The sequence below is a fragment of the Actinokineospora cianjurensis genome (assembly GCF_003663795.1).
In the GTDB taxonomy this organism is placed as follows: domain Bacteria; phylum Actinomycetota; class Actinomycetes; order Mycobacteriales; family Pseudonocardiaceae; genus Actinokineospora; species Actinokineospora terrae.
In genome coordinates this window covers 1,960,234-1,974,993 of the sequence record NZ_RCDD01000001.1, presented here as the reverse complement: position 1 = coordinate 1,974,993, position 14,760 = coordinate 1,960,234, and the positions used below count along the sequence as shown (strand labels likewise).

The following is a 14,760-nucleotide window of genomic DNA, read 5'->3' as shown; positions in this document are numbered from 1 at the left end:
CACATCCGTCCGGGTCGGGGCTGCTGGTCAGGCCGGTGTCACGACACGCCGAGTTCCTTGTCGATGAAGTCGAAGACGGCGTCGGCGGAGGCCGACTCCAGCCGACCGGCCACCCCTGGGCCACCGGTCACGGTCTCCAGCAACGCCCGCAGGCGGTCCGCGAGCGCGCTGTCGGCCAAGGCCCCCACCGGGAGCGCGGCCACTGTCGCACTGAGACGGTCGAGGTCGGCGATGGCAGCGGCGTCCGGGTCGCCAGAGCTGACCAGATCCCCCCACAGCCGGTCCGCGAGGTCGACCGGTGTCGGGTGGTCGAACACCAGCGTGGCGGGCAACCGCAGCCCGGTCGCGCCCGCGAGCCGGTTGCGCAGTTCGACCCCGGTGAGCGAGTCGAAGCCGAGTTCCTTGAACGCGCGCTCGGGACCGACCGCGCCCGCGTCCCCGTGACCGAGGACGGCGGCGGCGTGCTCCCGGACGATGTCCTGCAAGGTTCGGCGCTGCTCCGGCTCCGGCAGCCTGGCCAGCCGCTCGGCCAGGTCGACCGGCTTCGCGGCTCCGGCCCGCACCCTGGTCGGTGCGCTCGGCCGGACCAGCCCGCGCAGCAACGGCGGGACGTCCCGGACGGCCTTGAGATCGAGGTTGATCGGCACGAGGTGCGCGTCCGGCAGGGCGATCGCCGCGTCGAACAGTGCCATCCCCCGTGCGGCGGTGATCGTCCCGCCCGCGCGCGCCTTGGCGGCTTGGCCGAGGTGCCCGGTCATGGTGCTCGCCTGCTCCCACAACCCCCACGCGAGCGACTGGCCGGGCAGGCCCCGGGCGCGGCGGCGATGGGCGAGGGCGTCGAGAACGGCGTTGGCGGCTGCGTAGTTGGCCTGGCCCGCTGTGCCCAAAGTGGACGATGCGGACGAGTAGAGCACGAAGAACGCCAGGTCGTGGCCCGCGGTCAGGTCGTCGAGCAGGAGCGCCGCGGTGACCTTCGGGCGCAGCACGGCGGCGAGGCGGTCGGGGGTGAGCGAGCCGAGCACACCGTCGTCGAGGACCCCGGCGGCGTGGATGACACCGGTGAGTCGCACGTCCGCGAGCACCTTGGCGAGGGCCTCGCGATCAGTGGCGTCACAGGCGATCGCGCGGGCCTGCTCGGGCATGTCGGCCGGGGCGTTGCCGGAGCGGCTGACCAGCAACACGTCCCGCACCCCGTGGACGTCGACGAGGTGCCGGGCGAGGAAGCCCGCCAGGACGCCGCTGCCGCCGGTGATCAGGACCGTGCCGCCCGGGTCGATCGGGGCGGGCAGGGTGAGGACGTTCTTGCCGATGTGCCGCGCACCAGCGATGTGCCGGAAGGCGGCGGGCGCCTGCCGCAGGTCCCACCCGGTGATCGGCAGCAGGTCGAGCGCGCCCCGGTCGAACAGGGCCAGCACCTCGGCCAGGATCACGCCCAACCGGTCCGGTCCGGCCTCGACCAGGTCGAACGCCCGGTAGCCGGGGAGTCCGGCGCGGATGTCGGTCTTGCCCATCTCGATGAACCGGCCGCCGTCGGCGAGCAGCCGCAGCGAGGCGTCGACGTACTCGCCCGCCAGGGAGTTCAACACGACGTCGAACCCGCGGCCGGAGGTCGCGTCCCGTAGCCGGTCCTCGAAGTCCAGCGACCGCGAGGACGCCAGGTGCGCGTCGTCCAGACCTGTCGCCAACCACTTGGCCGGGCTCGCGGTGCCGAACGGCTCCGCACCGAAGTGCCTGGCCAGCTGGACCGCCGCCATCCCGACACCGCCGGAGGCCGCGTGCACGAGCACCGCGTCGCCCTCGGCCATGCCGCCCAGGTCGACCAGGCCGTAGTACGCGGTGAGGAACGGCGTGGGAACGGAGGCGGCCTCGGCGAAGCTCCACTGCGGACGCATCCGGGCAAGGGCCCGGCGGTCGGTGATGGCCTCCGGACCGAAGCAGGTGGTGAACACGCCGAACACGCGGTCGCCCGGCTCCACATCGGACACCTCGGCGCCGACCTCCAGCACGACACCAGCGCCCTCAGTGCCCATGCCCTGCTGGTCGGGCACCAGGCCCAGGGTGATCGCGACGTCGCGGAAGTTGACGCCCATGGCCCGCATCGCGACCCGGACCTCGTTCGGGCCGAGGTCCCTCGACGGGTCCGGCACGAACGCGAGGTTGTCGATGGTGCGGTCGCCGAGCACGTCGAGCCTGGTCCCGGGCCTGGGATCCAGGTCGGGCGCGGTGGCGCGGGCGAGCCGGGCGGCGAGCACCTGGCCGCGCCGGATGGCGACCTGTGGTTCGTCCACGGCGAGCGCGGCGGGGAGGGCGGACCGGGAGTCGGGGTGCTCGTCGAGGTCGACGATCCCGAAGCGACCGGGGTTCTCGCTCACGGCCGAGCGGAACAGGCCATGAACGGCGGCGCCAGCGAGGTCGCGGACGTCCTCGCCAGGAGCCGTGCCCACCGCGTGACGGGTGAGCAGGACCAGCCGGGAGTCGGCGAAGCGCTCGTCGATCGCCCAGTCCTGGGCCCTGACCAAGGCTTCCTGCGCCGCGGCTTCCGGGTCCGACATCGTCGGGGACCAGAGGACGTGCGCTGGGACCGGGCCGTCGGTCAGGTCGTCGAAGGTGGTGAACTCGACTGGATCGCCGGTGGCGACGGGGATCCAGTCGACGCGGAACAGGGACTCGGTGTCACGGGCGGTGGCGAACGGGCGCAGTGCGAGGGCGTCGATGGTGATCACGGGCGTGCCGTGCGGGTCGGTAGCGGTGACGGCGATGGTGTCGGCGCCGAGCGGGCTGATCCGCACCCGCAGGGCGGTGGCGCCGGTGGCGTGCAGCGTGACGCCGGTCCAGGCGAACGGGAGCAGGGTGCCGCCGCCGAGAAGACCACCGAGGGACGCGGCGTGGAGTGCGGAGTCGAGCAGGGCGGGGTGTATGCCGAAGCTGCCCGGATCCGCTAGCTCGACCTCGGCGTAGACGTCGCTTCCGGCCTTCCAGGCGGCGGTGAGACCCTGGAAGGTGGGTCCGTAGCCGTATCCCGCCTCGGCGAGTGTGGCGTAGAAGCCCTCTGTGTTCAGGGGTTCGCCGGTCGGCGGCCACGGCAGCGACTCGGGCGTGATGGTCTTGTCGCTGAGCGTCGCGGTGGCGTGGGTGGTCCAGTCGCCGCCCGTCTCGGGTCGTGAGTGGACGGTCAGGTCGACGCCGTCGCTGCGGACCTGGAGGTGGACGGCACCGCGCTCGGGCAGGGCGAGCGGGGCACGCAGGGTCAGTTCGCTGACGTGCGCGCCGACGTGCAAGGCGAGGTCGACGAATGCGGTTCCTGGCAGCAGCACCGAACCGTTGACGGCGTGGTCAGCCAGCCACGGGTGTGTCGCGAGGGACAACCGACCGGTCCACACGGTGCCTTCGTCACCGGCGAGCGGGACGGCGGCGCCGAGTAGAGGGTGCGCGGCGGCGACGAGACCGGCGGCGGTGACGTCCGTGCTGGTGCCGGGCTTCGGCCAGTAGCGGCGGCGCTGGAAGGCGTAGGTCGGCAGGTCTACGACTCGGCCGCCCCAGTCGCGCAGGACCTCGGTCCAGTCGACGTCGATGCCCGCCACGTGAGCCTCGGCGAGCGCGGTCAGCCACCGGCCGGGCTCGTCGCGGCGCAGAGTGGACAGAACCGTGCCGGTGGCGTCCTTAGCGTCGAGCGTCTCCTGGAGGCCGACTGTGAGCACCGGGTGCGCACTGACCTCTAGGAACGCTGTCCTGCCCGCGTCGATCAGACCTCCGGCCGCCTGCTCGAACAGGACCGTGTCGCGCAGGTTGTCGTACCAGTAGTTCGCGTCGAGGCTCGCGGTGTCGAGGGCGGCAGCGGTCACCGCGGAGTGGAACGGGATGGTGCCGGTGACCGGGGTGATCGGGGCGAGGTCGGTGAGCAGGCGGTCACGGACGCGTTCCACGTGGGCGGAGTGCGAGGCGTAGTCGACCGGGATGCGCTTGGCCCTGATGTCGCAGTCGGCGCAGATGGCGAGCAGTTCGTCCAGTGCATCGACGTCGCCGGACACCACTGTGGACAGTGGGCCGTTGACCGCGGCGACGGACAGGGTCGGCCAGGACTCGATCAGGCGCCGCGCGTCGGCGTGCGGGACGGCGAGCGACACCATGCCGCCCTCGACGCCGCTGAGGCCGCAGCAGTCCTCCCACTGGCGGTGCATGTCGCTGAGCGGGGAGCTCTGCGGGCACAGCAGCTCGGCGATGGCCCTGGCGCGCAGGGCGACGACGCGGGCGCCGTCTTCCAGCGTCAGTCCACCGGCGACGACGGCTGCCGCGATCTCGCCCTGGGAGTGGCCGAGCACGGCGGCGGGCCGGACGCCCACGGAGATCCACAGCTCGGCCAGCGACACCATCACCGCCCACAGCACGGGCTGGACGACGTCGACCCGGTCGAGGTCGCCGCCGCGCAGGACGTCGAGCAGCGACCAGTCGACGTGCGGGGCGAGCGCGCGTTCGCACTGCTCGATGCGGTCCCGGAAGGCCGGTTCGTCGAGCAGGTCGACCGCCATGCCGATCCACTGGGAGCCCTGGCCGGGGAACACGAACACCGGACCGGCGGACTTGGCCGTGCCGACGAGCAGCCTGCCGTCCGCGAGTGCCCGCAGTCCATCCTCGCCGAAAGCCACGGCTCGGTAGGGCAGCGCGGCCCGAGTGGTGGCGAGCGTCCAGGCGATGTCGACCGGGTGGGCCTCCGCTGTGGACAGACGGCCCGCCTGTTCCGTCAGTGCCTCGGCGGAGTCCGCCGAGAGCACCCACGGCACGCTCGGGCGTTCGACCGGAGCGGGCGCCTCGGTGTCGGAGAACGACTCCAGCACGATGTGGGCGTTGGTGCCGCTGACACCGAACGAGGACACGCCCGCTCGGCGCGGCCTGCCCTGATCCGTCCAGCTGACGGGCTCGGTGAGGAGCCGGACGGCACCGGCGGCCCAGTCGACCTGGCTGCTGGGGGTGTCGACGTGCAGGGTCCGCGGCAGGAGGCCGTGGCGCATCGCCTGCACCATCTTGATCACACCCGCGACGCCGGACGCGGCCTGGGTGTGGCCGATGTTCGACTTCACCGACCCCAGCCACAGCGGCGTCTCCCGCTCCTGGCCGTAGGTGGCCAGCAGGGCCTGGGCCTCGATCGGGTCACCGAGCCGGGTTCCGGTGCCGTGCCCCTCGACGACGTCCACATCGGACGTGGTGAGTCCGGCGTCGGCGAGCGCTGCCCGGATCACGCGCTGCTGCGACGGCCCGTTGGGTGCGGTCAGGCCGTTCGACGCGCCGTCGGAGTTGACGGCGGTGCCACGGACCACGGCCAGCACTCGGTGCCCGTTGCGCCGGGCGGCAGAGAGCCGCTCGACGATCAGGACACCGACGCCCTCGCCCCAGCCGGTGCCATCTGCGGCGTCCGCATAGGACTTGCAGCGACCGTTCGGGGCGACACCGTTCTGGCGGGAGAACTCGGTGAACACACCTGGGGTCGACATGACGACGACACCACCCGCGACAGCCATGTCGCACTCGCCGCCCCGCAGTGCCCGGACCGCCATGTGCAGCGCGACCAGGCTCGACGAGCACGCCGTGTCCACAGTGACCGCTGGGCCCTCAAGCCCGAAGGTGTAGGCGACGCGACCGGAGACGACACTCGCCGAGCTGCCCGTCGCCAGGTAACCCTCGCTGCCTTCCGGGGCCTCGGCGAGCAGCGAGATGTAGTCATGGCTGTTGGTTCCCGCGAAGACTCCCGTGCTGGAGCCCTTGAGCGACAACGGGTTGATGCCCGCGCGCTCGAACGCCTCCCAGGACGCTTCCAGCAGCAGGCGCTGCTGGGGGTCCATCGCCACGGCTTCACGCGGGGACACGCCGAAGAGCGCGGCGTCGAAGTCGGCCACGTCGTAGAGGAAGCCGCCCTCGTGGGCGTGGGATGACGCGGGGTTGTCCGGGTCGGGGTCGTAGAGGCCGTCGAGCCACCACCCCCGGTCGGTCGGGAACGGCCCCATGCCGTCGGCGCCGGTGCGCACCAGTTCCCACAGCTCGTCCGGGGAGCTGACGCCGCCGGGGTAGCGGCAGGCCATGCCGATGATCGCGATCGGCTCGTTGGGGTCCGATGTGGTGGGTGTCTGCTCGGGCGTGCGCAGGTCACCGGCGAGGTGGTCGGCGAGGGCTTTCGCCGTGGGGTAGTCGAAGACGAGGGTGGCAGGCAGCGCCAGGCCCGTGGCGCTGACCAGGCGGTCGCGCAGTTCGACGGCGGTGAGCGAGTCGAACCCGAGGTCGTTGAACGGGCGGGTCGGCTCGATCGCCTCGGCGTCGCGGTGGCCGAGCACGGTGGCCGCGCTGGTGCGGACGAGGGTGAGCAGGTCGCCCTGGTCGACCGGCCTCACCTCGGGCGTGGCGGCCTGCTCGGTGAACTCGGCGAGCAGCGGGCTGGGGCGGGACGTGGTGAACGCAGGGGTGAACCGGGACCAGTCGACATCGGCGACGGTGACCGTGGTGTCACCGTGGTCGAGCGCTTTCGCCAACGCCGCGATAGCCAAATCGGGGTCCATAGCGGACAGTCCGCGACGGCGCAGGTACTCCTCGGCGTCTTCGCTGACCAGCATGCCGTCCCCGGCCCACGGTCCCCACGCGACGGAGGTGACGGGGAGGTCGCGGGCGCGGCGGTGCTCGGCGAGACCGTCGAGGTAGGCGTTCGCGGCGGAGTAGGCGGCCTGGTTGCCGCTCCCCCAGGTGGCGGCGATGGAGGAGAAGAGGACGAGGTGGGCGGTGGGCAGGAGTTCGTGCAGGTTCCTGGCGCCGGTTGCCTTGGCGCGCAGGACGTCGGCGAACTCACCGAGGCCGGTCTCGCTCAACGGCACGGCCTCGACCATGCCCGCGGTGTGGAAGACGGCGGTGATGTCGTGGCCCTCGATGGCGTCGGCGAGGGCTTCGCGGTCGGCGATGTCGCAGGACTTGATGGTGACCCGGTCGCCGTGCTTGGCCTGGAGTTCCTGCGCGCGTGGGGCATCGGGGCCGCTGCGGCTGAGCAGGAGGAGGTGTTCGGCACCCCGGTCGAGAGCCAGGTCGGCGGCGCGGGCGGCGAGGGCGCCGGTGCCGCCGGTGATGAGGACCGTTCCCCTTGCGTGCCAGGGGTTCGCCGCGCCTGCTGCCGCCCTGGTGAGTCTGCGGGCGTAGACGCCGGAGCCGCGGATGGCGACCTGGTCCTCGGTGTGGGTGAGGGTGGCGACCAGGCGGGTGGCGGCGCGGGAGTCGAACTGGTCGGGGAGGTCGACCACCCCGCCCCAGCGGCTGGGGAACTCCAGGGCGGCGACCCGACCCAAGCCCCAGAGTGCGGCCTGGTCGGCGTCCACCGGCTGGTCGGCCCGTCCGACGGACTGGGCTCCCCTGGTCACGAACCACAGTGGCGCGGTGTTCCCCGCGTCGCCGAGCGCCTGGATGAGCAGGACCGGCAGCGCTAGGGCCGCGGGGAGGTCCGGGTACTCGGGGTGCGGACCGCTGAGCGTGCCCGCGATGACGCCGTCGAACTCGCCCAAGACCTGCTGCGCGAGGCTCCAGCGGTCGGTCTCGTCGCCGGTGAGGTCGAGCTCGACGACCTCGGCACCGTGCCCGCGCAGCGCGTCGCGGACGTCCTGCGGGCACGCGACGGCCAACCAGGTACCGAGCTCGGCCCGTTCCGGCTCGTGCACCGGGGTCCAGGTGGTCCGATACCGCCACGAGTCCACAGTGGAGCGATCGCCGCGGCTCCGCCGCCACGCGGTCAGCGCGGGCAGGACGGCGTCGAGGGCGTCCTGCTCCAGGTCGAGGCTGGCCGCCAGCGCGCTGACGTCCCCGTGTTCGACAGCCGCCCAGAACGCGATCTCGTCGTCGGCCCCCTCGATGACCGCGGGGAAGGTGTCCAGCCAGAACCGCTGCCGCTGGAACGGGTAGGTGGGCAGGTCCGCGGGCGCGCCGCCACCGATGACCTCCGCCCAGTGGACCTCGGCGCCGCGCACCCACACCCCGGCAAGTGCCCGGACCGCGCTCTCGACCTCGCCGTGGCCTGCCCGCAGCACCGGCGCCGCGTGTCCCTCGACCAGGGCGCTCAGCACCCCGTCGGGGCCCAGCTCCACGAAGTCGGCGACCTGTCCGGCGACCGCGTCACCGAACCGCACCGTGTCCCGCACCTGCCGGACCCAGTACTCGGCCGCGTCGACCCTGGCCCCTGTCGCCGTGGGGACCATCCTGATCACCGGCTCGTGGTAGGTCACGGTGGCGGCGACCTGGGCGAACTCGGCGAGCATCGCGTCCATGTGGTGCGAGTGGAAGGCGTGCGAGACCCGCAGGGACTTCGTGCGCCGGGATTGTTCACCAAAACTACGATTCAACTGTTCAACAATCCTACGATCCCCCGATAGGACAATCGAACGATCCGAGTTGACCGCCGCCAGGTCGACGCCCGCGGGCAGGCCATCGGGGAACGCGCCCGCCAGGTCGGCCTCGGAGATCTCGACCGCCAGCATCGCCCCGTCCAGCGGGAGTGCCTGCATGAGCCGGGCCCGCGCGGCGACCAGGGCGCACGCGTCGTCCAGCGAGAAGACCCCGGCGACGTGGGCAGCCGCGAGTTCGCCGATCGAGTGCCCGATGACCAGGTCGGGCGCCTGCCCCCACGACTCCAACAGCCGGAACAGCGCCACCTGCAACGCGAACAGCGCGGGCTGGGCGTTGCCGGTCTGGTCCAGGTCGTCCCCGAACGGCACCCGGGCGACGACAGCGGCGTACGCCTCGGCGAACACCGGGAACGCGGACCGCAACTCCTCGCCCATCCCCGGCCGCTGCGCCCCCTGACCCGTGAACAGGTACCCGAGCCGGTGCGGCTCGGCGATCCCGCGCGCGACGGTGTCGCCGTCGAGCACGACTGCCCGGTGCCCCAACGCCGCCCGGCCGACCGCCAAGGTGTGGGCGACGTCGGAAGCGTTCTGCGACAGGGCTTCCAGAGCGCCGAGTTGGGCGTCGAGTGCCGCCTCGGTCTTGCCGGACACCACCCAGGGCGCCGCAACGGCCGGTCGGACGGACTCGTCGGCGACTTCCGGCGCCTGCTCGATGATCACGTGCGCGTTGGTCCCGCTGACCCCGAACGCGGACACACCCGCCCGGCGCACCCGCCCGGCAGGCCACGGCTGGGCCTCGCGGAGCAGTTCCACCGCCCCGGCGGTCCAGTCGACGTGCGGGGTGGGCTCGTCCACGTGCAGCGTGCGCGGCAGGACCCCGTGCCGCATGGCCATGACCATCTTCATGATCCCGGCCATCCCGGACGCGGCCTGCGTGTGGCCGATGTTCGACTTCAGCGACCCCAGCCACAGCGGCACGGCCCGGTCCTGGCCGTAGGTCGCCAGCACCGCCTGCGCCTCGATGGGATCGCCGAGCCGGGTCCCCGTCCCGTGCCCCTCGACAACGTCCACATCGGACGCGGACAGCCCGGCCGATGCCAGCGCCGCCCGGATCACCCGTTGCTGTGACGGACCGTTCGGCGCCGTCAGGCCATTCGACGCGCCGTCGGAGTTCACCGCGGACCCGCGCACGACGGCGAGCACGTCGCGCCCCTGCCGCCGCGCCTCGGCCAGCGGCATGATCAGCAGCGCGCCGACCCCCTCGCCCCAGCCGGTCCCGTCGGCGGCACCCGCGAACGACTTGCACCGCCCGTCACCGGCGAGCCCGTTCTGGCGGCTGAACTCCGAGAAGATGTCCGAGCTGGTCATCACCGCGACCCCGGCGACGAGTGCCATCCCGCACTCCCCCGCCGCCAACGCCCGCGTCGCCAGGTGCAGCGCGACGAGGCTGGACGAGCAGGCAGTGTCCACAGTGACCGCTGGGCCCTCAAGCCCGAACGTGTAAGCGACCCGGCCCGACATGACGCTGCTGGACGTGCCCGTCAGGTAGTGCCCCTCGGACCCGCTGGCGGTGTTCATCCCGACCCCGTAGCCCGAGGCCGAGGCGCCGACGAACACACCCGTGTCGGTGCCGCGCAGGGAGTACGGGTCGATGTTGGCGCGCTCCAACACCTCCCACGCGGCCTCCAGCAGCACTCGCTGCTGCGGGTCCATCGAGGCGGCCTCGCGCGGGGAGATCCCGAACAGGTCCGCGTCGAAAGTGGTCGCGTCGTAGACGAACCCGCCCTCCGGCGCGTACGGCCCGTCGACGGTCCAGCCGCGGTCGGTCGGGAAGACGGAAACGCCGTCGACCTCGTCGCGGACCAGCCGCCACAGCGCTTCCGGGCTGTCCACGCCACCCGGGAAGCGGCAGCTCATCCCGACGATGGCCACGCCGTCCGACTCCGCGTGGCCGACCCGGGTCACCGCGTTCGCGGTAGCGGTGTCCTCCGGGTGGAGTTCGGCCAGCAGGAAGTCGGCCAACGCGACCGGGTTCGGGTAGTCGAAAACCACGGTGGCGGGCAATCCGACCCCGGCAACGGCGGTGAGCCGGTTTCGGACCTCGACGGCGGTGACCGAGTCGACGCCCAGGTCCTTGAACGGCCGGTCCGAGTCGACCGGGTCGGAATAGCCGAGGACCACGGCGGTCTCGTGCCGCACGGCGTCCACGACGAGCCGTCGCCGCTCGGCCGGGGTGCGGTCGGCCAGCGCCCGGACCAGCGGCGCCCCCGCGGGCACGTCCGAGGCGACGACGACGTCCGGCGCGAACGCGGCGAGCAGCGGGCTGGGCCGCGAGGTGGTGAAGGTCGGGACGAACCTGGTCCAGTCGATGTCGGCGATGGTCACGGCCGTCTCACCCGCGTCGACGGCGGCGGCCAGACCGGCCAGGCAGCGCTGCGGCGACATCGGGTTGATGCCCCGGCGCCTGAGGTACTCACCCGCACCGCCTCGGGTTGCCATACCGGCGTCCGCCCAGGCTCCCCACGCGATAGAGGTCGCCCTCAGGCCGCGTGCCTGCCGAGACTCAGCGAGAGCGTCGAGGTAGGCGTTCGCGGCGGCGTAAGAGGCTTGGTTGCCGCTACCCCAGACTCCGGCAATCGAGGAGAAGAGGACGAAGAGTTCGGCATCGCTCAGGAGTGCGTCGAGGTTCGCGGCGCCGAGGACCTTCGCGCGCAGCCCGTCGGCGAACTCGGCAACGTCCGTCTCGTCCAACGGCACCGAGTGATCCACCCCGGCGGCGTGCACGACACCCACCACGGAGTGTTCTGCCAGGACCGCTTCCAGAGACGCCCGGTCAGCGACATCGCACGCCACGACCGGTGCACCCAGTTCAGCCGATAGCTCTGCCGCGCCCGGGGCATCCATCCCGCGACGGCTGGCCAGGACGACGGAGGCACCCCTACCGACCAGCCATCGCGCAACCGAAGCCCCCAAGGCTCCAGTGCCGCCGGTGACCAGCACGGGCCCAGACAGCTTCAACGGCGCCGTGGCGCGTGGCTCAGCCAACCGCTCCAACCGTCGACCGAAGACACTCGACCCTCGGACGGACACCTGGTCCTCGCTGCCACCCAGCACAGCCACGAGCGCGGTGGGGTCGCCTCCGGAAGGCAGGTCAACCAGCCCGCCCCATCGCGTAGGCGCCTCTAGCGCCGCGACCCGACCGAGGCCCCACACCTGGGCCTGAATCGGATCGTCTAGCCCGCGCGTGACGCACCACAGCGGCGCGGTTACCCCAGCATCGCCGAGAGCCTGAACGAGGGTGAGGGTGCCACCGACGCCGATCGTGACCGCGTCGTCGTCGAGGTGCGGTCGGCCGTCGAACGCCAGCAGGGACACGACACCGTCTGGGTAACCGACCTCGCGCATGCGTTCGGCCAGGGTCCACCGGTCGAGGTCATCGTCCGCGAGCACGATCTCGACCGTGTCGACGCCTCTAGCCGCCAACGCGTCAAGGCACCACTGTCCGTCCACGCCCTCGGTCCGCACCACGGCCCAGGTCCCCGTCGCGCCCTGGCCGGGCGTGAATGGCTTCCAGTCGACCCGGTAGCGCCAGGACTCGGCCGCGACCACAGGGGCCGATAGCCAGTAGTGCTGCCGCTGGAACGGATACGTCGGTAGGTCTACCTGCACACCACCGGCCGCGAAGACCGACCAGTCGACGCGCACACCCGCGACGTGCGCCTCGGCGACGGCGGTGATCCACCGGCGCAGGTCGCCCTCGTCGCGGCGCAACGTGCCCAGCGCGACGGCGGCCGTGTCCTGCAGGCCGACGGTGAGCACCGGGTGCGCGCTGACCTCGATGAACACGGTGTGCCCTGCCGCCAGCACCGCTGAAGTGGCCTGGTCGAACCGCACGGTTTCCCGCAGGTTGCGGTACCAGTAGTCCGAGTCGAGCGCGGCCGTGTCGACGATGCCGCCGGTCACCGCCGAGTAGAACGGCACCTCGGCCGACCTGGGTGTCAGACCGGCGAAGTCCAGCCGGTCGCGCAGCCGCTCGACGTGCGCGGAGTGCGACGCGTAGTCCACCGGCACCCGCCGCGCACGCACGCCCGCGTCCTCGCAGTGCGCCAACAGCTCGTCCAGCCCGGCAACGTCACCGGACACCACAGTGGACTGCGGCCCGTTGACCGCGGCCACCGACAGGCCCGGCCACCGCTCGACCAGCGTGGCGGCCTCTTCGTGCGGCAGGGCGAGCGACACCATGCCGCCGGTCCCGCCGAGCACCTCCGCGATCGCCTGGCTGCGCAGCGCCACCACCCGCGCGCCGTCGGCCAGGCTCAACGCCCCGGCGACCACCGCCGCCGCGATCTCCCCCTGCGAGTGCCCGACCACGGCCGCGGGCGTCACCCCGACCGAGCGCCACAGCTCGGCCAGCGACACCATCACCGCCCACAGCACGGGCTGGACCACGTCGACCCGGTCCAGGTCGCCCTCGCGGACGACGTCGAGCAGCGACCAGTCGACGTACGGGGACAGCGCGTGCGCGCACTCGGCCATCCGCGCGGCGAACACCGGCGAACCGGCCAGCAAGCCGGTGGCCATGCCCGCCCACTGCGAGCCCTGACCTGGGAAGACGAACACCGGGGCCGCCTCGGCGCGGGCGATCCCGGTGATCACGTTCACCGCGGACTCGTCGCGCTCGACGGCGGCAAGACCGGCGCGGAGTTCGTCGACCGAGGTACCGACGACCACGGCGCGGTGCTCCAACCCGGCGCGGCCGGTGGCCAACGACCAGGCGATGTCGACCGGCCGTCCGTCCACACCGGACAGAGTGGCGGCGGCGGCGCGCAGGGCGTCGCCGGTGCGGGCGGCGACCGGCCAGGCCACAACGGCGGGCGGCGCGACCGGCTCGGCCTCGGCTGGCTCGAGTTCGGCTTCCTCGATCACGATGTGCGCGTTGGTGCCGCTGACGCTGAACGACGACACCCCGGCGCGGCGCGGGCGCGCGGGGTCGCGCGGCCACGGCGACGGCTCGGTGAGCAGTTCGACGGCGCCCGCCGCCCAGTCAACGTGCGGGGTGGGGGTGTCGACGTGCAGGGTCTTGGGCAGCAGGTCGTTGCGCAGCGACTGGACGACCTTGATGATCCCGGCGGCACCGGCGGCGGCCTGGGAGTGGCCGAGGTTGGACTTCACGGACCCGAGCCGCAGCGGGCGGTCGCGGTCCTGCCCGTAGGTGGCCAGCAGCGCCTGCGCCTCGATGGGGTCCCCGAGGGTCGTACCGGTGCCGTGCGCCTCAACGGCGTCGACGTCGGCCGGGGCAAGACGGGCGTTGGCGAGCGCGGCGCGGATGACCCGCTCTTGGGAGGGGCCGTTGGGTGCCGTCAGTCCGTTAGAGGCGCCGTCGGAGTTGACTGCGGTGCCGCGCACTACAGCGAGGACCCGGTGCCCTCGCGCCTTCGCGTCGGCGAGCCGCTCTACGACCAGCACGCCCGCACCCTCGGCCCACCCCGTCCCATCGGCGGCAGCGGCGAATGCCTTGCAGCGGCCGTCCGCGGCTAGACCCTTCTGGCGGCTGAACTCGGTGAAGATGCCCGGGGAGGTCATCACGGTGACGCCGCCGGTCAGCGCCAGGTCGCATTCACCGGCGCGCAATGCCTGCACAGCCAGGTGAAGCGCGACAAGGCTGCTGGAGCAGGCAGTGTCAACGGTGACGGCAGGGCCTTCTAGCCCCAGGGTGTAGGCGACACGACCGGAGACGACGCTAGGGGCGTTGCCGGTGAGCAGGTGGCCTTCTGCACCTGGCGGTAACTCTCGAAGGCCAGCCCCGTAAGCGGAAGACGACGAACCGATGAACACGCCGGTACGGCTACCGCGCAACGACAGCGGGTCGAAACCGGAGCGCTCTACGGCTTCCCACGCGGTCTCCAGCAAGATGCGCTGCTGGGGGTCCATCGCGACCGCTTCGCGCGGGGAGATGCCGAACAGGGTGGCGTCGAACTCGGCGGCGGTGTGGACGAACCCGCCCTCACGCGCGTAACTGGTCCCCGGCGCGTCGGGGTCGTCGTCGAACACGACGTCCCAGCCGCGGTCGGTGGGGAACGGCGAGACCCCGTCCCGACCCTGCGCGACCAGGTCCCACAGCTGCTCGGGGGAGGTGACCCCGCCCGGGTAGCGGCAGGCCATGCCCACGATGGCGATCGGCTCGTGCGGCCTGTCCTCGGCCACCCGCAGTCGGCGGCGGGCCTGGCGCAGGTCGGCGGTGAGGCGCTTGAGGTATTCCAGATACTTCTTCTCGTCAGTCACCCGATGCCACCTTCTCCAGGGCCGACGTCCGCGCACAAATCCCGCCTGCCCGCCGTCGAAAATCGGCGGGCATTCCGGGGCCAGAACACGACTCAGACCCTAGGAAGCACCGTCCTGG

1 protein-coding gene is annotated in these 14,760 nt (G+C 72.5%); it reads right to left on the bottom strand.

Features of this window, described 5'->3' with window-relative positions:
• Nucleotides 1-38 precede the first annotated feature (38 nt).
• The gene (locus CLV68_RS34995) at nucleotides 39-14,642 is read right to left on the bottom strand and encodes a type I polyketide synthase (RefSeq protein ID WP_246009733.1); all 14,604 of its coding nucleotides are present in this window, start codon (nucleotides 14,640-14,642) and stop codon (nucleotides 39-41) included.
• Between the last annotated feature and the right edge of the window lie 118 nt (nucleotides 14,643-14,760).